This window comes from Sphingobium sp. BHU LFT2 (assembly GCF_018604485.1).
Taxonomy (GTDB): domain Bacteria; phylum Pseudomonadota; class Alphaproteobacteria; order Sphingomonadales; family Sphingomonadaceae; genus Sphingobium; species Sphingobium yanoikuyae_A.
In genome coordinates this window covers 190348-211730 of the sequence record NZ_JAFCGW010000007.1, presented here as the reverse complement: position 1 = coordinate 211730, position 21383 = coordinate 190348, and the positions used below count along the sequence as shown (strand labels likewise).

The 21383-nt window shown below is 66.3% G+C and carries 19 protein-coding genes; 10 read left to right on the top strand and 9 right to left on the bottom strand.

The annotated features are described in order from the left end of the window. Window positions 1-10: 10 nt before the first annotated feature. The 8 genes from JQK15_RS15355 to JQK15_RS15320 form a co-directional block, all read right to left on the bottom strand. Window positions 11-1645: a TldD/PmbA family protein gene (locus tag JQK15_RS15355; protein ID WP_010335920.1), complete on the bottom strand. Its 1635-nt coding sequence runs from the start codon at window positions 1643-1645 to the stop codon at window positions 11-13. Between the two features lie 282 nt (window positions 1646-1927). Further along, the gene (locus tag JQK15_RS15350) at window positions 1928-2611 is read right to left on the bottom strand and encodes a Fe2+-dependent dioxygenase (protein WP_010335919.1); all 684 of its coding nucleotides are present in this window, start codon (window positions 2609-2611) and stop codon (window positions 1928-1930) included. Window positions 2612-2694: 83 nt separating this feature from the next. Further along, window positions 2695-3462: an energy transducer TonB gene (locus JQK15_RS15345; RefSeq protein WP_185704487.1), complete on the bottom strand. Its 768-nt coding sequence runs from the start codon at window positions 3460-3462 to the stop codon at window positions 2695-2697. Between the two features lie 147 nt (window positions 3463-3609). Then, window positions 3610-3900: a ribbon-helix-helix domain-containing protein gene (locus JQK15_RS15340; RefSeq protein WP_214866293.1), complete on the bottom strand. Its 291-nt coding sequence runs from the start codon at window positions 3898-3900 to the stop codon at window positions 3610-3612. Next, entirely contained in the window at window positions 3900-4622 is a 723-nt protein-coding gene (gene phbB, locus JQK15_RS15335) for an acetoacetyl-CoA reductase (RefSeq protein ID WP_004208456.1), read from the bottom strand. Before phbB ends, JQK15_RS15340 begins: the two co-directional genes overlap by 1 nt. A gap of 19 nt (window positions 4623-4641) precedes the next feature. Then, complete coding sequence (hemH, locus tag JQK15_RS15330) at window positions 4642-5649, bottom strand: ferrochelatase (RefSeq protein ID WP_214866292.1); 1008 nt, start codon at window positions 5647-5649, stop codon at window positions 4642-4644. Then, complete coding sequence (locus tag JQK15_RS15325; protein WP_214866291.1) at window positions 5649-7928, bottom strand: xanthine dehydrogenase family protein molybdopterin-binding subunit; 2280 nt, start codon at window positions 7926-7928, stop codon at window positions 5649-5651. Before JQK15_RS15325 ends, hemH begins: the two co-directional genes overlap by 1 nt. A gap of 39 nt (window positions 7929-7967) precedes the next feature. Continuing rightward, a complete protein-coding gene (locus JQK15_RS15320) occupies window positions 7968-8402 on the bottom strand; it encodes a CoA-binding protein (protein ID WP_017500408.1) in 435 nt (144 codons plus the stop codon). A gap of 162 nt (window positions 8403-8564) precedes the next feature. Between JQK15_RS15320 and JQK15_RS15315 the strand changes: the two genes are divergently transcribed. Further along, entirely contained in the window at window positions 8565-9242 is a 678-nt protein-coding gene (locus tag JQK15_RS15315; RefSeq protein WP_159367118.1) for a hypothetical protein, read from the top strand. A 49-nt stretch (window positions 9243-9291) separates the two neighbouring features. Then, window positions 9292-9750 (top strand): GNAT family N-acetyltransferase, encoded by a 459-nt coding sequence (locus tag JQK15_RS15310; RefSeq protein ID WP_214866290.1) that lies wholly within the window; start codon window positions 9292-9294, stop codon window positions 9748-9750. On the opposite strand, the gene JQK15_RS15305 is transcribed toward JQK15_RS15310, so the two are convergent. After that, window positions 9751-10716: an Mrp/NBP35 family ATP-binding protein gene (locus JQK15_RS15305; protein ID WP_214866289.1), complete on the bottom strand. Its 966-nt coding sequence runs from the start codon at window positions 10714-10716 to the stop codon at window positions 9751-9753. 73 nt (window positions 10717-10789) lie between these two features. Between JQK15_RS15305 and hflK the strand changes: the two genes are divergently transcribed. From hflK to JQK15_RS15265, 8 genes are all read left to right on the top strand, one after another. After that, window positions 10790-11920 (top strand): FtsH protease activity modulator HflK, encoded by a 1131-nt coding sequence (hflK, locus tag JQK15_RS15300; RefSeq protein ID WP_004208463.1) that lies wholly within the window; start codon window positions 10790-10792, stop codon window positions 11918-11920. After that, entirely contained in the window at window positions 11917-12756 is an 840-nt protein-coding gene (gene hflC, locus JQK15_RS15295; protein ID WP_004208464.1) for a protease modulator HflC, read from the top strand. The genes hflK and hflC overlap by 4 nt, the downstream gene beginning before the upstream one ends. 128 nt (window positions 12757-12884) lie before the next feature. Continuing rightward, on the top strand, window positions 12885-14393 hold the full coding sequence (locus JQK15_RS15290) for a Do family serine endopeptidase (RefSeq protein ID WP_010338113.1): 1509 nt from the start codon (window positions 12885-12887) through the stop codon (window positions 14391-14393). Between the two features lie 117 nt (window positions 14394-14510). Beyond that, entirely contained in the window at window positions 14511-16142 is a 1632-nt protein-coding gene (locus JQK15_RS15285; protein WP_214866288.1) for a helicase HerA-like domain-containing protein, read from the top strand. 86 nt (window positions 16143-16228) lie between these two features. After that, complete coding sequence (locus JQK15_RS15280; RefSeq protein ID WP_122928349.1) at window positions 16229-17533, top strand: MFS transporter; 1305 nt, start codon at window positions 16229-16231, stop codon at window positions 17531-17533. Beyond that, a complete protein-coding gene (gene cysK / locus JQK15_RS15275; RefSeq protein ID WP_010338110.1) occupies window positions 17530-18447 on the top strand; it encodes a cysteine synthase A in 918 nt (305 codons plus the stop codon). Before JQK15_RS15280 ends, cysK begins: the two co-directional genes overlap by 4 nt. Before the next feature lie 19 nt (window positions 18448-18466). After that, window positions 18467-19843, top strand: coding sequence for a cell wall hydrolase (locus tag JQK15_RS15270; protein ID WP_214866287.1), 1377 nt, complete (start codon window positions 18467-18469; stop codon window positions 19841-19843). 72 nt (window positions 19844-19915) lie between these two features. Then, window positions 19916-21259, top strand: a complete 1344-nt coding sequence (locus JQK15_RS15265) for an aminotransferase class V-fold PLP-dependent enzyme (protein ID WP_214866286.1) — start codon at window positions 19916-19918, stop codon at window positions 21257-21259. Window positions 21260-21383 lie beyond the last annotated feature (124 nt).

Genomic DNA, 21383 nt, shown 5'->3' with positions numbered 1-21383 from the left:
CCCTAAGCGATCAGCCGAGCGAACGCGCGGTGTTGATGACGTTGATACCGTTGAAGCGCGCGGTCGAAGACCCGTGCGACACGGCGGAGACCTGGGCCGGCTGGCCCTTGCCGTCGAAGAAGGAGCCACCCAGGCGATAATCGCTCTGGTCGCAGACGCCGACGCAGGCATTCCAGAATTCCGGGGTGCGGATCTGGTAGGCGACATCCTCGATCTGCTGGGTAATCTTGCCGTTCTTGATCTCGTAGAAGAGCTGGCCGCCAAACTGGGCGTTGTAGCGCTGCTGGTCGATCGAGAAGCTGCCGTCGCCAATGATGTAGATGCCGTCCTCGACACCGGAAATCATGTCCGCGACGCTCTGCTTGGTCTTGCCCGGTTCCAGGCTGACATTGGCCATGCGCTGGAACTGCACATTGGACCAGCTGTCGGCATAGGCGCAGCCGTCCGATTCCTTCTTGCCCTCGATATGGGCCTGATCGCGGATCGCCTGATAGCCGACCAGCTTGCCGTCGCGGATCAGATCCCACTTCTTGGTCTTCACGCCCTCGTCATCATAGGCCACGGCGCCCAGGCTGCCGGGCTGAACCTTGTCGGCGACGATGTTCACCTTGTCGCTGCCATATTGGAAATGCGCCTGCAGCTTGTCCATCGTGGCGAAGCTGGTGCCGGCATAATTGGCCTCATAGCCCAGCACGCGGTCCAGTTCGAGCGGGTGGCCGACGGATTCGTGGATGGTCAGCCAGGTGTGTGACGGGTCGAGCACCAGGTCATATTTGCCCGGCTTGACCGACGGCGCCTTGAGCTTCGCGCGCGCCTGCTTGGCGGCCGCGATCGCGTCTTCCTTCATGTCATAGCTGTTGCCGTAGACGGTGACGCCATTGGGCAGCACGGTCTTGCCGCTGGCGGCGCCGTCCAGATATTCGAAGCCCAGGCCCATCGGCGAGGACAGCCCCTCGCGCGTACGGAACTTGCCGCTCGTCTTGTCGACCGCGGTGACCGTCATCGGCGCCCAGATGCGGTGGACATCCTGGTCGATATAGCTGCCATCGGTGCTGGCGAAATATTTCTGCTCATTGACCAGGAACAGGATCGAATTGACGAAGTCGGCGCCCGCCTCCATCGCGGCGGCGTTCACGCCCATCAGCAGCTCGACCTTGTCCTTGATCGGCACAGCCATGCTGTTCTTGACGATCGGCGTCTTCCAGCTGACCTCGCCCGCGCCCTTGACCGGGGCGAGCTGAACCGGCGCGCTCTGCTGCGGCGCATTGGCCTTGGCGATGGCGACCGCCTGCTGCGCGGCCTTGGCCACCGCTTCCTTGCTCAGCTCATTGGTGGCGGCAAAGCCCCAGGCGCCATTGGCCAGAACGCGGATGCCGACACCGGTGGATTCGGTGTTGACGATATTCTCGACATTCTTTTCGCGGGTGATGACGAACTGGCGCAGATAGCGGCCGACGCGCACGTCGCAATAGCTGGCGCCGGCGCTCTTGGCCGCGTTCATCGCGGCGTCGGCCAGCCCCTTCTTGAAGCCGACGTCGAGCGCGCTGTTCAGATCCTCTGCTGCAATGACCTTGCCGAAAAAGGACGGCAGGACGAGCCCGCCGACACCCATGGTGCCAAAGGCCAGGAAGTCGCGTCTATGCAAGATAGCCTCCACTGGAATGCCCGCAGATCGCGGGTCTGTCTTGTCGCGAAGGCCACCCCCTTGGCACCCCCCGCGTGGATGGCGCGGATCATTGCGAGCCGGACAGGTGAGGTCAAACGGCTTTTCCGAGCGACAAGGCGTGGCATGCGGGCTTTCGACCAAAGGGCAACCAGCGCCGACGAACGACATGTGCGGCGAGCCAGCGTCCGCACGCGCGGCGTGACGGCTATAGATTCGCTATAATTGCCAGTCAGTTAGCTATAGTCAAAACGGGCAGCAGGCTCAGGCGTCGGCCCAGCGGCGCAGCAGATTATGATAGACGCCGGTCAGGCGGATCACCTGCGCATCGTCATGGCCGCGATCGAGCGCCAGTTGCTGGATCGAACTGTCGAGATCGAACAACATCTGGCGCGCGGCATCGTCGCGGATCATCGACTGCATCCAGAAGAAGCTGGCGACGCGCCGGCCCTGCGTCACCGGTTCGACCCGATGCAGCGAGGAGGAGGGATAGAGCACCGCCTGCCCCGCCGGCAACTTCACCTGCTGCACGCCGAAATTAGTCTCGATCGTCAGCTCGCCGCCCTCATAGCTTTCCGGCTCTTCCAGGAACACGGTGATCGACAGGTCGGACCGGACACGAAAGCCGGTGCCGGCCTGGATGCGCACGGCATTGTCGACATGGGTGCCGAACGCCTGCCCGCCGGCATAGCTGTTGAACAAGGGCGGAAAGATCTTGAGCGGCAGCGCGGCGGCGATGAACAGCGGCGATCGACCGAGTGCATCGAGGATCATCTGCCCCGCCTGGCGCGCTTCCGGCGCGCTTTCGGGCAGTTGCAGGTTGCGCTTGGCCAGCGCCGACTGATGACCGGAGGTGACATTGCCATCGACCCATTGCGCCGCATCGATCAGCGCGCGGATATGGGCGACGCCGGCGGCGTCGATCAGGTCGGGAATGACGATCAGCATGAAGGATACTCCGGGGCGGGATGGCCTGGGCCTGCGGTCGGGCGAGGCGCGCCGGTGAGGCGCTGTCTGTCAGGCCCTGTCTGTCAGACCTTGTCGGTGCGGATGACGAAGGGGATCTCGACCACGCCCTTCACCCGGACAGCCTGACCGTCGCGGATGATCGGGCGCCAGCGCCAATGTTTCACCGCATCGCGCGCGGCATCATCCAGTCGCGCGAAGCCGCTGCTGCGGGCGATGCCGATGCTCTCGACGCCGCCGTCGGTGCCGACCACCAGCGCCAGGACGACCGTGCCCTGCTCGCGCTTGCGCCGGCTGTCGATCGGATAGCGGGGCGGCTTGCCCGACACCATCTGCGCGCCGATATCGCCGGCCTGCACGACCGAAGGGGCCGCGGCCGCCATGACCGGCGCGGCAGGTGCCGGCGGCGATGGCGGGGCCGATACCGCGACCGGCGATGGCGCGGGGACCGGATCGGGCGTGGTGGCGATCTGCACCGGCGGCACCGGCGTCTGGACGATCGGCGGCGGCGCCACGACCTGCGGCTGGGATGGCGGCGGCGGAGGCGCCTCGGCGGCGGGCGGCGGCGGGGGTGGCGACAGGTTCACCACCGTCAGCTTCGCCTCTTCGGCCCGGACGACATGATTGCGCACCTGGATCAGCGCGCCGATCAGCAGCGCATGCACGACCAGGATGGCGGCAATGGCGGGCAGGTTCGGACCGCGACGCGCGCCATAGCGCTCAGCCGGAAGAGCGATGGCATGGCCGCTGGCAACGGGCATCGGACGATCGTCACCGACATCGGCGAAATCGGTCGCATAGACCTCCGCCCTGCCCTGTGCCGCCTGCAGCATTGCCCGTCCTCCGTCCGTCAGCCCCGGTCCGCGATACAGCGGACCATAATGCGAATCAATTTCATTCGCAGCGCCCTAGCCTATTTCGCCCCGGCGCAGAAGTACGGAAGAAACGCTATAGCAATAAGGGAAAGAGGCGGGAGACGCTCAGCCCTGCGGAAAATCCTGTGTCCGGACGCGGGCGAAGAGCCAGCAGCGGATCGCGCTGGCCAGATTGGGGGGATCGTCGGCCGCCATCCGCGTCACGTCGATCCGGGCGATCAGCGCATTGATCGGCAATTCGGCCTCGGCAGCCGCTTCACGCAGCGCCTGCCAGAAGATCGGCTCCAGGCTGATCGCGGTCTGGTGCCCCGCAATGGTCACGCTGCGCTTGAGCGGAGGGGCGAAGGGCGACGCCCCGGACGCGGCTGCGCCATCGGAAGCGTCGCCCTTGGCCATCAATACATGTGCTGGCCGCCGTTGATCGACAGCGTGCTGCCGGTCACGAAGCCGCCTTCGTCGCTGCAGAAGAAGGCGACGCCACGGGCGATCTCATGCGCCTGGCCCAGACGGCCGACCGGGATCTTGGCGACGATCTTTTCCAGCACCGGCGCCGGCACGGCGGCGACCATGTCGGTGTCGATATAGCCGGGCGCGATCGCATTGACGGTGACGCCATATTTGGCGCCTTCCTGCGCCAGCGCCTTGGTGAAGCCGTGAATGCCCGACTTGGCGGCGGCATAGTTGACCTGGCCATATTGGCCGGCCTGGCCGTTGATCGAACCGATATTGACGATCCGGCCCCAGCCGCGCTCGCGCATGCCGCCAAAGGTCGCCTTGGCCATGTTGAAGCAACCGCCAAGGTTGATGCGCATGACTTCGTTCCAGTCGTCGAAGCTCATCTTGGCGAGCACGCCGTCACGGGTGATGCCCGCATTGTTGACGACGATGTCGACCGGGCCGAGCGCTTCCGCCACCGCAGCGCAACCGTCCAGGCAGGCCTGATGATCGCCGACATCCCATTTGAAGCTGGCAATGCCGGTGGCGTCGGTGAAGGCCTTGGCCTTTTCCTCGTTGCCGGCATAGTTGGCGGCAACCGTATATCCCATTTCCTTGAGTGCCAGGCTGATGGCTTCCCCGATACCGCGGGTTCCGCCGGTCACGATCGCTACTCTCGACATGCGCCTGTCCTCTCCTGTGCTAGACCCTCTGGTCCACCCATCCTGAAAGCTCGCGGCCGACCAGCCGCTGGTAGAGGGTGATAGCTTCGGGGGATGCGTTTAGACAGGGCAAAAAGGCAAATTTTTCGCCACCTTCCGCTAAAAAAACTTCTTTCGCGCGAAGTCCGATTTCCTCTAGGGTTTCCAGACAATCTGCCGAAAATCCGGGTGTCACGACAGCAATGTTCCGGACACCTTCCTTCACCAATCTGGTGAGCGTCGCTTCGGTCTCCGGTTCCAGCCATTTGGCCCGGCCGAAACGCGACTGGAAGCTCATATGGACGGGCAGGTCCATCGCCGCATCGAGCAGCCGGACCGTCTCCACCGACTGGTGATAATAGGGGTCGCCCAGTTTCAGCGTCCGTTCCGGCATGCCATGGAAGCTGGCGAGCAGCGCATCGGGCCTGAAGTCGAGCTGCGCCAGATGGCCGTCGATCGACGCCTTCAACGCGGCGATATAGTCGGGATCGGCATAATAAGGCGGCAGGGTGCGAATCGCCGGTTGCAGCCGCATGTCGGCCAGCGCGGCAAAGGCCTTGTCCAGCGCAGTCGCGGTGGTCGCGCCGGAATATTGCGGATAGAGCGGTGCCAGCAGGATGCGGTCGCACCCCTGCGCCATCATCGCCTGGAGCCGGCTGGCGATCGACGGATTGCCATAGCGCATCGCCCAGTCGACGATCAGGTTCGGCCCCATCGCCTGCTGCAACGCCTCCGCCGTCTCGCGGGTATATACCGCCAGCGGCGATCCGCCGGGCATCCACACCTGCTGATAGGCATGGGCCGACTTTTTCGGCCGCGTCGTCAGCACCGCGCCGCGCAGGATCGGCTGCCAGATAATCTGCGGAATTTCCACCACGCGCGGGTCGGACAGGAATTCCGCCAGATAGCGGCGCACCGATGTGGCATCGGGCGCGTCGGGCGTGCCGAGATTGATCAGCAGCACGCCGACGCGCGATGGCGTTCGAGTGTCAATTTCGCTGTCAGGCATCAGCCATTTCCCATGATCGGCAGGCTGCGGAATCGCTGCCCGGTGACGGTGAAGAGCGCATTGGCGATCGCCGGCGCGGCAAGCGGCGCGCCAAGATCGGTGACGCCGGCCGGATCGGCCGTGCTGCGGATCAGTTCCACGCTGATCTCTCCGATGTCGCCCAGCCGCGGCAGGTTCATCCGCCCCAGCATCGCGCGCGTCGGCATGCCGCCGGCATAGGGCACCGACGCCCCCATCGCGAGCGCGAGGCCATGGATCAGCCCGCTTTCTATCTGTTGTCGCGCGATATCGGGATTGACCTGATCGCCGCAATCCACCGCCGCGACCATCCGCCGGACGCTGAGCTTGCTGCCCTCGATCCCCGCCTCGACCATCACGGCGGCATAGGCGCCATTCATCATATGCGCGGCGATCCCCTGCCCGCTGCCGGCAATGCCACCCTGCCAGCCGCCCATCGCGGCCGCCGTGGAAAGACAATGTGCGAGGCGCGGATTGCCGCCCAGCATCTGGATGCGGAAGGACATCGCCTCGATCCCCGCCAGATGGGCGAGTTCGTCCAGGAAGCATTCGGTGAAGAAGGCGCCATGGAGATGCGCATTGCCGCGCATGAAACCGAGCGGCAGGCCAACGTCGGCGGGATAATGATCCACCGCCCAGTTCGGAATGGCATAGGGCGGCACCATGCCGGCCACCGCCAGCCGGGTCGCCTTGTCGCCCGCTTCGGCGGCAGCCTCATGCGGCAGCTTGCCATGGGCGATGCGCGACCAGGTCTGGGTCATGGCGCAGGGGGCCGCGACCTTGGCCAGCCACCCCTCGACCATCCCACCACGGCCCAGCTTGGCCGCCATGCGGGCATGGGCCGGCGCGCCGGGCCGATCCTGAATCACATCCTCCAGCCGCGACCAGAGCAGCTGCACCGGACGACCGACATCGCGCGCGATCAGCGCCGCCTGCACGCCCGCCTCCCAATCCATATGCCGTCCGGTCGCGCCGCCGGCATGAAGTGGATAGAGCGTCACCGCACTGTTCGACAGGCCCAATGCATCGGCGATCGTGGCGCGGGCCAGCGCGGGCGCCTGCGTCGCCATCCAGACCTCGGCGCCCTCCTCCGTCACCCGCGCCGTCGCGCACATCGGCTCCAATGCGAGATGTAGGCCGGGATCGACCTGATATTCGCTGGCCAGGATCGTCGCCTTCTCGAACACCGGCAGCAGGTCGCCCTGCACATAGAGACGCCGGCCGGCATCCCCGGAAAAGGCTTCCTCCAGCGCAGCATCGATGCGGCCGCTGTCGACCGGCGTGCCGCGCAGGGTGAAGCTGGGATCGATCAGGTCGAGCGCCCGGTTCGCCGCCCACCAGTTGGTGCCGACTGCCGCGATCCAGCGCTCGGTGCGCACCAGTTTCAGGAAGCCGGTGACCTTCTGCGCCTCGGCATCGCGCGCATCCTTCAGCACGGCGTCGCCGATCGGCCCCTGCCGGATCGAGGCGAAGACCATGTCGGGCAGACGGATGTCGGCGGCGAAATTATGGCTGCCGTCGATCTTGGACGGGGTGTCGAGCCGCGGCAGATCCTGCCCGGCCAGCCGGCCGTCATTGCCCTGACGATAGGGCAGGATGTCGGGCAGGGTGAAACCGGCGGCATCCTCCACCACATCGCCCAGCCGCAGCTTGCGCTCCGCGCCGTCGGTGATGATGCCATTCTGGATGTCGCAGCTTTCCCAGGGCACGCCCCAGCGCGCCGCCGCCGCCTTGCACAGCAGCACGCGCGCCGCCGCACCCGCCCTACGATAGGCGTCATGGAACATCGGCACCGACGTGCCCGCCCCGGTCAGCATCAGCGCGCTGCGCGTCGCATATTGGTCGATTGCCCAGGTGCCGGCATCGCCCGCCACGCGGGTCCAGTCGCTTGCCAGCCAGTCACGCGCCAGCAGGCCGTTGGCATAGAGCGGGCTGATCGGCGCGCTCTGCACCGCGACGGTGCGCCAGTCGGCGCCCAGTTCGTCCGCCAAAATCTGCGGCAGGATGGTGGTCACCCCCTGCCCCATTTCGGTTTGCGGCACGATGGCGATCACCTGCCCGGCCCGATCGATCTTGAGGAAGGCGTCGAAAACCTGTTCGCCCGGCCCGACATTGAGGTTGGGGCGATAGCTGCGCGGCCAGGCCGCCCAGGCCAGAACCAGTCCCGCTGCCGCGCCGCCACCGACCAGCAGCGTACGACGGCTCACACCCGTGTCGCTCAAACCTCTGTCTTTGCGTCGTTTCAACGGTGCCCGCGCCATGGCCTTGCTGATAGAGACGCTGGGCCGTGCTGCCTAGGGCTAATCCGCCGCGATCGGCGCAAGGCCAAGCCGCCGGATCTCGATCGCAGGGCAATAGTCCATCACGACCTTGAGCCCCGCCGCTTCGGCCCGCGCCGCGGCATCGGCATCGATCACCCCCAATTGCATCCAGACCGACTTGGCGCCGGCGGCGATCGCCTGGTCCACCACCTCGCCCGCGGCCTCGCTGCGCCGGAAGATGTCGACCATGTCGATCCGCACGCCGATGTCCGACAGCCGATCCCAGACAAATTCGCCATGGACATGTTCGCCGGCGATCTGCGGATTGACCGGCAGCACGCGATAGCCATGATCCTGCAGCGTCTTCATCACGCTGTAACTCGGCCGGTCGGGGCGATCGGAAATGCCGACCAGCGCGATCGTCCGGGTTTCGTTGAGCAGATCGGCAATATCCTGCGCGGCGGTGAGCGGCATGGCGGTCCTCCTGTTCTGGTCCCGATATGGGCAGGGCGAAGGCGCGAACAAGGGGCCTGGCGCGCGCCGCTCCTAACCAATTCCTAAGCAGCGTCCGGCTAGGCCCGGCAATGCGCGATTCGCGCCGGCCGGTGGGGACGGGCCGTATTCAGGGGGTCTGAGATGAAGTCTGTCGTCATTACCGCGCTTGCCATCATGTCCGCGACTGCCCAGCCATTGCTGGCACAGGCCGATGCGCCGCTGCCCGTCATGCAGCCGCCCGAGGCCAGTCCGGCCATGGTCCTGCCCGCCAACACCGCCGTCATGCTGCGCATGAACAGCGAATTGTCCAGCAAAACCGCCAAGGAAGGGTCGATGTTCGACCTGTCGGTCGCCGACCCGGTGATGGTCGATGGCTATGTCGTCATCCCGATGAACGCCCGCGCCGTGGGTGAAGTGACCTGGCTGACCGGCAAGGGCGCGTTCGGCAAGTCGGGCAAGATGAATATCGAGCTGCGCTATATCGAAGTCGCCGGGCGCCGCATCCCGATCAAGGGCAGCTTCCGCCAGGAGGGCGAAGGCAATACCGCCGCGACCATCGGTGGCGTGATCGCGGCCGGCGTGTTCGCGGGCTTCATCACCGGCAAGACGGCTATCATCCCGGCGGGCCGGGAACTGCAGGCCTTCACCCAGAATGAGATCGCGCTGGCGCCGCCGCGCCGCCCCGCGCCCATACTGGGCCAGCCGGCACCGATCCCCGCCAGCTACACGCCCGCACCCCGCGCTGCGCCGCTACCGGCCGCCCGGCCAGCACCGCGTCGGTCGATGGTCGACCCGTCGCTGGAGATCAACGTCAAATAAGCCGGACTTGGTCGTGGCGCACCGCACGCGCCACGGCTAGACCCTGCCCATGTTCGATATTCGCGAAGACGATCTGAGCGGCGCACCGACCCGCGCGCTATTGGCCATCCATCTGGCCGGCATGCAGGCGGAATCGCCGCCCGAAAGCGTCTTCGCGCTCGACCTGTCAGGATTGCAGCAGCCCGACATTTGCGTCTGGACCGCCTGGGATGGCGACAGCATCGCCGGCGTCGCCGCGCTGCGTGATCTGGGCAGCGGCCAGGGCGAACTCAAATCGATGCGCACCCATCCCGATCATCTGCGCCGGGGCGTGGCCGCAGCGCTGCTGCGCCATATCATCGGGCAGGCACGGCAGCGCGGCATGACCCGGCTGAGCCTGGAAACCGGCAGCGGCGCGGCCTTCGATCCGGCGCTGACGCTCTATCGCCGGCACGGCTTCGGCAATGGTGAGGCGTTCGGCGATTATCGCGCGAGCGCTTTCAACCAGTTCCTGCACCTCAGCCTCTGATCAGGCCGCCTTCGCCAGCCAAGCCGCGACCTTTTCGGCAACAGCGCGGAAGGCATCGGCATGCGGCCCTTCGCCAGCCGCCGGCGGATCACCCGCGTCGGAGCGCTTGCGAATGTCGATCGCCAGCGGAATGCGGCCGATGAAGGACAGGCCAAGCTCGCCCGCCGCGGCTTCCGCGCCACCGCAGCCGAACGGGTCGGACACTTCGCCACAATGCGGGCAGGCATAGCCGGCCATATTCTCGACCAGGCCGATCATCGGCACCTGCGCCTGTTCGAACAGGCTGATCGCGCGGGTCGCATCCATCAGCGCGAGATCCTGCGGCGTCGAGACGATGACGGCGCCGGCCGGCTTGTGCTTCTGGAGCATGGTCAGCTGGATGTCGCCGGTGCCCGGCGGCAGGTCGATGACCAGCAGGTCGGTGTCGCCCCAGTCGGCGTCGATCAACTGCCCCAGCGCATTGCCGACCATCGGCCCGCGCCAGGCCAGCGCCTTGCCAGGATCGACCAGATGCGCCATCGACAGCATCGGAATGCCGAGCGGGCTTTCGACCGGGAACAGGCGCTTTTCGCGCGCATGCGGCTTCTGGTCCTCGCTGGCGAGCAGGCGGGCCTGCGACGGGCCGTAGATGTCGGCATCGACCAGACCGACCTTGTGACCCAGCCGCGACAAAGCGATGGCGAGATTGGCCGACAGGGTCGACTTGCCCACCCCGCCCTTGCCCGACGCCACGGCGATGATGCGCGGCGCGCGGCGCTCGGCGGTCATGGCGATGCGCACGTCGGTGACGCCCGGCAGCATCAGGCCGCCCTCGCGGATGGCGGCAGCCACGGCATCGCGCCGTTCGGGCGCCAGACCGCCCACGTCGAGCGCCAGGGTCATGACGCCATCCTTCACCCGCGGCGCGCTGGCTCGGCCATCGGTCAGCGTCTTCAGGCGGGCGGCAAAATCATCGATATCGGTCATGACTGGGCCCTCTAGGCAATAATCGTCGTTAAGGGCACTGTTTTTCGCGTGCAGCCATTCCTATAGAGATGACATGAGAAGATTATTCGGGTGGATGCCCGGCATCGCGAGCGCCATGGCCCAGGGTCCCTGGGGCGGCAAGGGTGACGGGCCTGAGGGCAATGACGGACCGGGCAAGAACGGGTCCGGCGGGGGCAGTGATGGCCCGCGCAATCCCTGGACCCAGCCCGGCAAGCCGGCCGGCGGCAAATCTCCCTCCGCGATCGAGGAATTGCTGCGCAAGAGCCGCGAAAGCTTTGGCCAGGGCGGCGGCTTCGGTGGCCTGCCGCCGCGCGCGAACGGCCGGGCGCTGTGGCCGATCGCCGTCGGCATTGTCGTCGTCCTGTGGCTGGTGCTGACCAGCTTCCACCGGGTCGGCCCGCAGGAACGCGGCGTCGTCACCCTGCTCGGCAAATATAGCCGCACCCTCTCGCCCGGCATCAGCCTGACCCTGCCCGCCCCGTTCGAGGCGGTGCGCACGGTCGATGTCGAGGAAATCCGCACGATCGACATCGGCTCGGCCAGCGCGGAGAGCGAAAATCTGGTGCTGACCGGCGACCAGAATATCGTCGACCTGGCCTATTCGGTGCGCTGGAACATCCGCAATCCGGAACTCTATCTGTTCCAGCTGGCCGACCCGGACGCATCGATCCGCGAAGTGGCGGAAAGCGCAATGCGCTCGGTGGTCGCCAGCGTCAGCCTGGACGATGCGCTGGGTGCGGGGCGCACCGAGATCGAGCAGCAGGTCGAACAGCGGATGCAGGAGATTCTCGACGGCTACAAGTCGGGCATCCGCGTCCAGGGCGTGGCGATCAAGCAGGCCGATCCGCCGGCCGCCGTCAACGACGCCTTCAAGGAAGTGTCGGCCGCGCAGCAGACCGCCCAGACCTATCTGAACGAGGCCCGTGCCGCCGCGCAGCAGGTGACAGCCAAGGCGCAGGGCGAAGCCGCAGCCTTCGACAAGGTCTATGAACAATATCGGCTGGCACCCGACGTGACCCGCCGGCGCATGTATTACGAAACCATGGAGGGTGTCCTGTCCACCGTCGACAAGACGATCGTCGAAAGCGGCAACGTCACCCCCTTCCTGCCCCTTCCCGAACTCAAGCGCCGCGCCCAGGGGACACCCCAGTCGGCTGCCAATGCGACGGAGGAAGGCCAGTGAGCTTGCGCAATCCCATCGCCCTCGCCATCGGCGCGATCATCCTGCTGATCCTGGTCGGCAGCACCGTCACCATCGTGCCGGAAACCCGGCAGGGCGTGATCGTCCGCTTCGGCGAGCCCAAGCAGATCATCAACCGCTATCGTCCGAACGAGGATTTCGGCAAGACCGGCGCCGGCGTCATCCTGCGCGTGCCCTTCTTCGACCAGATCGTCTGGATCGACAAGCGCGTGCTCTCGGTCGAGATGGAGCGCCAGCAGGTGCTTTCGACCGATCAGTTGCGCCTGCAGGTCGATGCCTTTGCCCGCTACCGCATCGTCGATCCGCTGCGCATGTATATTTCGGCCGGCAGCGAGGAGAAGGTGTCGGACGCGCTGCGCCCGATCCTGGGTTCGGCGCTGCGCAACGAACTGGGCAAGCGGCCCTTCGCCGCGCTGCTCAGCCCCGAACGCGGCCAGGTGATGCAGAATATCGAGGCCGGGCTTGACCGGGTCGCGCGCCAATATGGCGCCGAGATCGTCGACGTGCGGATCAAGCGCGCCGACCTGCCCGATGGCACGCCGCTGGAAAGCGCCTTCACCCGCATGCGCACCGCGCGCCAGCAGGAAGCGCTGACGATCCGCGCCCAGGGCCTGAAGCAGGCACAGATCATTCGCGCCGAGGCCGACGCCAATGCCGCCCGCATCTATGCGGAAAGCTTTGGCAAGGACGCGAATTTCTATGACTTCTATCGCGCCATGCAGGCCTATCGTTATACCTTCGCCCCGGATCGGGCGGGCGGCACGACGATGGTATTGTCGAAGGACAATGAGTTCCTGAAGCAGTTCCAGGGCCGCTAACAGCAGGTTTCAGGATCATTACGGAACCAGTGTCATTCAATATCGGTTAAGGCAGGGCGGCGCATCGATAAGGCTCCCCGAGAGTCCCGCCCTTCCCGCTCCCGAATTTCTGAAGAGGACCGTCACGAGTGCGTTACGCTTATGCCATCACCGGCGCCCTGCTGCTCGGCGGCACCGCCATCGCCGTCACGACCAGTTCCAATGTCGGCGCGCAGACCGCCCAGAATGAAGGCCTGCAGGCCGCTGCCCCCGCCGGCGCGCCCGCCAGCCTGGCCGACATGGTCGAAAAGCTGCAGCCGGCCGTGGTCAACATCTCGACCAAGCAGCGCGTCACCGTGCAGAATCCCTTCGCCGGCACGCCCTTTGGCGACCTGTTCGGCCAGGGCGGCGGCGGCAAGCCGCAGACCCGTCAGGCCCAGTCGCTTGGCTCGGGCTTCCTGATCTCGGCCGATGGCTATATCGTGACCAATAATCACGTCGTGTCGGCCGGTGCGGAAGGTGCCAGCGTCGACAGCATCACGGTCACCATGACCAACAAGGAAGAATATCCCGCCAAGCTGGTCGGCCGCGATCCCGCAACCGACCTCGCCGTGCTGAAGATCGACGCGAAGAAGCCCCTGCCCTTCGTCAAGTTCGGCGACAGCACCAAGGCGCGCGTGGGTGACTGGGTCGTCGCGATCGGCAACCCCTTCGCCCTGTCGGGCACCGTGACCGCCGGCATCATCTCGGCCGTGCATCGCGGCACCGGCGGTACCTATGACAAGTTCATCCAGACCGACGCATCGATCAACCAGGGCAATAGCGGCGGCCCGATGTTCGACATGCGCGGCAACGTGATCGGCATCAACAGCCAGATCCTGTCGCCCTCGGGCGGCAATGTCGGCATCGGCTTCGCCATCCCCTCGGAACAGGCAGCGCCAATCGTCGAGACGCTGCGTCAGGGCCAAAGCATCAAGCGCGGCTATCTGGGCGTGCAGATCAGCCCGCTGGGCGAGGATATGGCGGATTCGCTGGGCCTCGCGAAGAATCGCGGCGAGTTCGTGCAGGGCGTCGAGCCTGGCAAGGGCGCCGAAAAGGCCGGCATCAAGGCAGGCGACGTGATCGTGAGCGTCGCCGGTCAGGAAGTCACGCCGGACCAGAATCTGTCGTCGATCGTCGCCAACAGCAAGATCGGGTCGAGCGTGCCGATCGTGCTGCTGCGCAACGGCCAGCGCATGACCCTGAACGCGGTCGTGGGCGAGCGCCCGAGCGAAGACGAACTCAATAATTTCGCGCAGCAGCAGGATGATGATTTCAGCCAGCAGGGCGACCAGGGCAGCGACACCCAGGCGGCCCAGAAGTCGCTGGGCATCTCCGCCATCCCGCTGACCCCCAGCATCACCCGCCAGCTGGGTGTCGCCGGCGACACCCGCGGCATCGTCATCACCGCCGTCGACGGGTCGACCGACGCCGGCGCCAAGGGCCTGCGTCGCGGCGACGTGATCCTGTCGGCCAATAACCGGCCGGTGCTGACCCAGGCAGATCTGGATGCACAGGTGAAGGCGGTGTCGGCCCAGGGTCGCAACGCCATCCTGCTGCAGGTGCTGCGTCGCGGCCAGGCGCCGTTGTTCTTGCCCATCCGCCTGCGCGACAAGTAAGTCAGCGAAAGCGACAATCGTTACGGGCCGCGCTTGCCGGATTGCCTGCCTCCCTTCTAAGAAGGAGCAGACAATCCGGCGGGCGCGGCCCGACCCGTTTTTGAGGAGCATAAGCCCATGAGCGACGGCATCTTCCTTGGTCTGGGCGCGCCCGAAAAGGACGGCGGCATCCCCCAATATCTGAACCTGCGCCGGGCCAATCGCCACGGCCTGATCGCCGGCGCAACCGGAACCGGCAAGACGGTGACGTTGCAGGGCATCGCCGAAAGCTTCTCGGCGCTCGGCGTCCCGGTGTTCGTGGCCGATGTGAAGGGCGACCTGTCGGGCATTTCGATGGCCGGTTCGCCGACCGCCAAAAATGCCGACAAGCTGGTATCGCGCGCCAAGGAAATCGGCATCGCCGATTACAGCTATGCCGACAATCCCGCGATCTTCTGGGATCTCTATGGCGAACAGGGCCATGCGATCCGCACCACGGTCAGCGAGATGGGACCGCTGCTGCTGGCGCGGCTGATGGGCCTAAACGACACACAGGAAGGCGTGCTCAACATCGCCTTCAAATATGCCGATGAGGAAGGGCTGCTGCTGCTCGACCTGGGCGATCTGCAGGCAATGCTCGCCTATTGCGCGGAAAATGCCGATACGCTCTCGGCCCGCTTCGGCAATGTGACCAAGGCCAGCGTCGGCGCGATCCAGCGCCAGTTGCTCCAGCTCGAAACCCAGGGCGGCGACCATTTCTTCGGCGAGCCCGCGCTCGACATCCACGACTTCCTGAAGGTGGACGACAAGGGGCGCGGCTATGTGAACATCCTCGCCGCCGACAAGCTGATGCAGAGCCCGAAGCTCTACGCCACCTTCCTGCTCTGGCTGCTGAGCGAATTGTTCGAGACGCTGCCCGAAGTGGGCGATCCGGAAAAGCCGGTGCTGGTCTTCTTCTTCGACGAGGCCCATCTGCTGTTCGACGACGCGCCGACCGCCTTGCAGGACAAGATCGAGCAGGTGGTGCGCCTGATCCGTTCCAAGGGCGTGGGCGTCTATTTCGTCACCCAGAACCCGATCGACATTCCCGAAGCCATTGCCGGCCAGCTCGGCAACCGGGTGCAGCATGCGCTGCGCGCCTTCACCCCGCGCGACCAGAAGGCGATCAAGGCCGCGGCCGACACCTTCCGCATCAACCCCGATCTCGACATCGAGACGGCGATCACCGAACTCAAGACCGGTGAGGCGCTGGTGTCCCTGTTGCAGGAGGATGGCGCGCCCGGCGTGGTCCAGCGCACACTGATCGCCCCGCCCCGTTCACGCCTGGGCCCGGTCGATGCCAAGGAGCGCGCGATCATCCAGTCGATCTCGCCCTGCGAGGGCAAATATGACACCGCCGTCGACCGCGAATCCGCCGAGGAAATCCTGGCCGCGCGCGGCGAGGCCGCCGCTGCCGCCGCGCAGGCTGCCAAGGCCAAGGCCGAGGCCGACAAGACCGCCGCCGCCCAGGCCAAGGTCGAGGCCAAGCAGCGCGAACAGGAGTTGAAGGAGCAGGCCCGGCGTGACGCCGCCGCCGCGCGCGAGGCGGCCAAGCCCAGCAGTCTCGACAAGGCGGTGCAGTCCGCCACCCGCTCCGCCGCCTCCTCGGTCGGCCGCCAGGTCGCCAATGAACTGGGCCGTGCCGTGTTCGGCGGATCGAGCCGCAGATCCTCGGGCGGTGGCATTGCCGGCCAGCTGGTGCGCGGCATATTGGGCAGCCTGTTCAAATAAGGATAGGCCAGTAAGGATGAACAAGGGGCCGGTCGATTATGTCCGGCCCGTTGCTATCCGCCACGGGATAAGGCTAGAGCGCGGCCATGTCTTCCTCGGCTGCTGCACCCCACCCGCTCCATTACGGCAATTTCCGCGCCTATCTGGTCGGCCGTTTCTGCGCCACGCTGGCGCAGTACAGCATGATGATCCTGCTCGCCTGGCAGGCCTATAATGTCGCGCGGGAGACGATGAGCACGGGCGAGGCGTCGGCGCAGCTTGGCCTCATCGGCCTGGCGCAGTTCCTGCCGCTCTTCTTCCTGACGCCGGTGACTGGCTGGGTGGCCGATCATTTCGACCGGCGGATCATCACCCGGCTGACGCTGGCGCTGTTGATGCTCGCCGCAGCCGTGCTGGCCTTCGCCACCTATGAGGGCTGGGTCAGCCTGCCGCTGATCTTCGGCATCGCGGTCATCGTCGGCATCGCCCGCGCCTTCAACGGCCCGGCCTATGGGGCATTGGCGCCCAACCTGGTGCCACCCGCCGTGCTGCCGACCGCCATCGCCCTGTCATCGGTCGCCTGGCAGACCGGCGACATCCTCGGCAAGGCGGTGGGCGGCTATGCCTATGCGATCGAGCCCTGGGCCGCCTATGCGCTGTCGGCGGCCTTGTTCGGCGTCGGTCTGATATCGATGATGATGATCGGCCCCGTGCCCCAGCCGCCACGCCAGCAGGGCCGCCACCCCATCCGCCAGATGATCGACGGCTTCACCTATCTCAAGAGCAATCGGCTGGTGCTGGCGACGATCACGCTGGACCTGTTCGCGGTATTGCTGGCCGGCGCGACCGCGCTGCTGCCCGTCTATGCCCGCGACATCCTGCATGTCGGATCGACCGGCTATGGTCATCTGGCGATCGCGCCGGGGATCGGCGCGGCGCTGACCGCGCTCTGGTTCTCCTTCCGCCCGATGAAGACTCAGGTCGGCCTCAAGATGCTGGCGGCGGTCATCCTGTTCGGTCTGGCCACGATCGCGTTTGGTTGCACCGCCTTCCTGCCGCGCGACATTGCGGTGGAGGCCGGCATCGCAGCACTGATCGTGCTGGGCGGCGCCGACATGGTGTCGGTGTTCGTGCGCCAGTCGCTGGTGCAGCTGCACACGCCCGATGCGATGCGCGGCCGCGTTTCCAGCCTGTCGCAACTGACCATATCCGCGTCCAATGAACTGGGCGAAGCGGAATCGGGCTTCCTTGCGGCGCTCGTTGGGCCTATCGCTGCGGTCATCGGGGGTGGCGTGGGCGCCATTCTCGTCACGATATTCTGGGCGCGGCTCTTTCCCGAACTGCGCCTTGCACGCACTTTCGACCCACCCGACTTAAGGGAGGCGGACATCAGCCAGGAGACGGCCCAATGAAAGCTGCCACTATTCTCGATACCATCGGCAATACCCCCCATGTCCGGGTCAACCGGCTGTTCGGGGACGCTGAAGTGTGGATCAAGTCGGAACGGTCGAACCCCGGCGGGTCGATCAAGGACCGCATCGCGCTGGCCATGATCGAGGCGGCCGAAGCATCGGGCGACCTGAAGCCGGGCGGCACGATCATCGAGCCGACGTCGGGCAATACCGGCGTGGGCCTGGCCATGGTCGCCGCGGTCAAGGGCTATAAGCTGATCCTGGTCATGCCCGAGAGCATGTCGATCGAACGGCGCCGGCTGATGCTGGCCTATGGCGCCAGTTTCGACCTGACCCCGCGCGAAAAGGGCATGAAGGGCGCGATCGAACGGGCGCTGGAACTGGTGTCGCAGACGCCCGATAGCTGGATGCCGCAGCAGTTCGAGAACCCCGCCAATATCGACGTGCATGTCCGCACCACCGCGCAGGAAATCATCGCCGATTTCGCCGATGCGCCGATCGACGTGCTGATCAGCGGCGTGGGCACGGGTGGCCATATCACCGGCACCGCTGAGGTGCTGAAGAAGCAGTGGCCGAACCTCAAGGTCTATGCGGTCGAGCCGACCCTGTCGCCGGTCATCAGCGGCGGCCAGCCCGGCCCGCACCCGATCCAGGGCATTGGCGCGGGCTTCATCCCGGCGAACCTGCACACCCAGATATTGGACGGCGTGATCCAGGTCGATCCGGCCGATGCGAAGGACTATGCCCGTCGCGCCGCCAGCCAGGAAGGCATGTTGGTCGGCATCTCGTCGGGCGCCACGCTCGCCGCGATCGCGCAGAAGCTGAAGGAACTGCCCGCGGGCAGCCGCGTTCTCGGCTTCAATTATGACACCGGCGAACGCTATCTCTCGGTGCCCGACTTCCTGCCCGAATAAACGGCGCAAAGCCTAGGGCATGACCGGCGGCACTTTCCCTGACCGGCCACATCGCGCGATGTGGCTGATATGGCTGTTGCTGTTCGTCGGTCTGCCCATGGCGGTGGCCGGCTGGGAAAGCCGGCCGCGCGCTGGCGATGAGGTGGCGCAGGGCCGCCGGCTGGCGGCTGTAGCGGCCGCCCGTTTGCGCCGCCCCACAACGCCACCGCCCGCGGTCGAACCCGTCAAAGTTTTTGCACTCGGCCCCGAGCAGGCCCGCGACCTCAACGCCCAGATCCCCTTTTCGCGCGATCCCAATCCATCGGCCCGGCCGTTCCTGTTCCGCGGATCGGAAACCGATCTGGCCCGAGCCACGGACTGCCTGGCGGCGGCCCAGCTTTACGAAGCGGGCGACGATGCCGTCGGCGAGCAGGCGGTGGCACAGGTCGTGCTCAATCGCGTGCGCCACCCGGCCTTCCCCAAGACGGTCTGCGGCGTGGTGTTCCAGGGGCAGGAACGGACCACCGGCTGCCAGTTCACCTTCACCTGCGACGGCGCACTGGCCCGCACGCCATCCACCAGCGCCTGGGCACGGGCGCGGGAGATTGCGCGCGGCGCGCTGGCCGGCAAGGTGTTCAAGGCGGTCGGCTATGCCACCCATTATCATACCGACTGGGTCGTGCCCTATTGGAGCGGCAGCCTGGACAAGATCACCGCGGTCGGCACGCATCTGTTCTTTCGCTGGCGCGGCTGGTGGGGCACGCCGCCTGCGTTCCGCCTGGGCGAAGCCGGTGGCGAACCGCTGATCGCCCGCATCGCCCGCCTGTCCGCCGCGCATCAAGGCCTGCCGGGCAGCGGCCTTCCGGGCATGCCGCCGGTGCTGGCGACCGAAGCCGCCGCCGCGCTGGCCGCCAGGCCGGAACGCGCCATCGGATCGGACTCGCTGGGCAAGACGATCGGCGGCGTCCGGCTGATCGCGATCGCACCGGGCGGGCGCAGCTTCCTGGTCGAACTCAATCGCAGCAGCCCGCCGGAAAGCTGGCCCGCGCTGGCGGAGACTTTCTGTGCCGGCCGGCCCGAATGCCGGATCATGGGTTGGCGCGGCGACGCCGTCCCGACCGGCCTGCCGCTCAACGACGCCCAGCTTGAGGCGATGAGCTTCGCCTATATCCATTATGTCGGCAACGGATTGCAGCGCGCGCTGTGGAACTGCAGCCAGTTCCCCCGCCCGACCAAGGCCGAATGCATGCGGCAGCGCGTTCCGACGGCCACACCACCTGCGGCAGTCATCGTGCCTTCGCTGGACGGGGTACGGCGCAAGGAGCGGTTCGAGACGGTCAAGATCGCCCCACCGCCACCCGCCACGCCGCCGATCGTGACACCGAAGGTGACACCCGCAGCGCCATCCGGCTCCTGATGCGGACGGCGCTGGCGGATTTCGCGCGCGATTACGTTATGGTATAAAATCACGACATTTTTCGGGGGCAAGATGGTTACGCGGCGGGGCTTTATCGGACGGGCGGGTGGCGCGCTGGGTGTCACTTTCGGTGTCAGCCTCGGGCTGGACGGCGCGGTTGCGGCCACGACCGGACCGTCGGATGGCTGGCCCGACGAGGCGCCCTTCCGCTTCACCGGCGACATGACGGATTTCGAGGCGGCACAGCGCGCACTGCTGCCCCTCTATGACGTGGAGCGCGATTTCGCGACTTTCGACGCGGCCTATTATGGGGCGATGTCCCGGCCGGTGGCGGCCAGCTATCGCGCCTATTCGCAATGGGTGAACCGCAACAATTCGCTGTTCCTGCGCAATGCCGCGCCCGGCCATCCGCGCGACGCCGAACTGGATCGGTCGCGCGCGGCCGTGGCAAAGCTGCTCGGCGCGCAGACCGAGGAGATCGCGCTGTCGGGCGGCGGCACCGAGGCGCTCTATGCGCTGATCGCCAATTATGCGCTGCTCCAGGCCGGCGACGCGGTGATCTATGCCGATGTCGACTATGACGAGATGCAATTTGCCTGCGACTATCTGGAGCAGAGCCGCGGCGCCCGCATCGTCCGCTTCAGCCTGCCCGAGCCACATACGGAAGCGAATATCCTGGCCGCCTATGACAGGATATTGAAGGAAACGCCGCGCGCGAAGCTGCTGCTGCTCACCCATTTGTCCAACCGCAACGGGCTGGTGCCGCCGGTCAAGGCGATCGTCGCCATGGCCAAAGCGCGCGGCGTCGACGTGATCCTGGACAGCGCCCAGGCGGTCGGCCACCTGCCCTTTACAGTGGACGACACGGGCGCCGACTTCATCGGCTTCTCGCTGCACAAATGGCTGGCCGCGCCGCTCGGCACCGGCGGCATCTATATCCGTAAGGACCGGCTGCAGGACATTTCCCCCTGGCTCGGCAACCGCATCCATGGGCCGGAGGATATTCGCGCGCGCATCCCGACCGGCACGGTCGACTTCGCCGCCCGCCTGACCATCCCGCGCGCGATCGCGGTGCAGGATGCTATCGGACTGGAGGCGAAATATCGCCATCTCGTCCGACTACGCGACTATTGGGTCGAGCGGGTTCGCGACATCGCCGGACTGGAGATATTGGCGCCGCAGGAGACCGGCCGCTTCGGCGCCGTCACCGGTTTCCGCCTACCCGGCATGAAAGGCCCGGATGGCGCCAAACAGGCGGCCAAGCTGTTCCTCGACAAATATCGCCTGCTGGTGGTGGCCAAGGCCGGGCTTGCATCCGGGCCGGCGCTGCGCGTGACGCCCGCCCTGTTCAACAGCAGCGCCGAGCTGGACCGATTGGTCGCGGCGATCAGGGCGGAGCGGCATCTCTTCACCTGACCCCCTTCACAAAGCCGCCCCCTTTTCCTATATGGGCGGTTCGAAATCGGTCCGTTCCTGTCCTCCCCGGATGGGATGGTCCGTCCCCCTCATCGCTCGGGGTCCGGTTCGCATGGCGCACGAA